Below are 823 nucleotides of genomic sequence, written 5' to 3' on the forward strand. Positions count from 1 at the left end.
GCAGGCGGCGGCCGGTGTGGGCGGGGTCATCAAGATGGTGGAGGCGATGCGGCACGGTGTGCTGCCCAAAACCTTGCACGTGGATGAGCCGACGCCGCACGTGGAGTGGCCGGACGGGGTGCGGTTGCTGACGCGGGAGCGGGAGTGGCCGGAGTCGGAGGGTCCGCGCCGGGCGGCGGTGTCGTCGTTCGGGGTGAGCGGCACCAACGCGCACGCGGTGCTGGAGCAGGCACCGGCCGAGGAACCCGCCGGGGAGGACGAACACACCGGGAGCGACGGCCCCTGGCTGTGGCCGCTGTCCGCGAAGAGCGAGCAGGCACTGCGGGCACAGGCCGATCGGCTGCGCGCGTACGTCCTCGAAGGCGGCACCCCCGATCCCACGTCCGTCGGCCGCTCACTCGCCACCACCCGCACCCACTTCCCCCACCGGGCGGTCGTGGTGGGGCGCACCCCCGAGGAACTCCTGGACGGCCTCCGGACCCTGGCGGACGGAGGCGTGTCGCCCGGGACGTACAGCGCCCGCACCCGGGAGCACGAGGTCGTGTTCCTGTTCTCGGGGCAGGGGGGTCAGTACGCGGGGATGGGCCGTGAACTGGCGGAGAGGTTCCCGGTGTTCGCGGAGGCGTTCGGGCGGGCGGCGGCGGAGATCGACCGTCGTCTGGGGGCGGAGTATCCGGTGGCGGATGTGGCGTTCGGCATGCCTGGTACGGAGGGGTTGCTGGATCGGACGCTGTACACGCAGACGGCGTTGTTCGCGTTGCAGGTGGGTCTGTTCCGGCTGTACGAGCACTGGGGTGTGCGGCCCGCGGTGCTGGTGGGGCAT

At 72.4% G+C, this 823-nt stretch carries 1 protein-coding gene; it reads left to right on the plus strand.

What is annotated here, in order from left to right; all coding sequences use genetic code 11:
* A partial coding sequence (locus ADK65_RS35510; protein ID WP_159038865.1) for an acyltransferase domain-containing protein occupies positions 1-823 on the plus strand: 823 nt, incomplete at both ends.

The sequence above is a fragment of the Streptomyces sp. NRRL B-1140 genome (assembly GCF_001280065.1).
GTDB lineage: Bacteria > Actinomycetota > Actinomycetes > Streptomycetales > Streptomycetaceae > Streptomyces.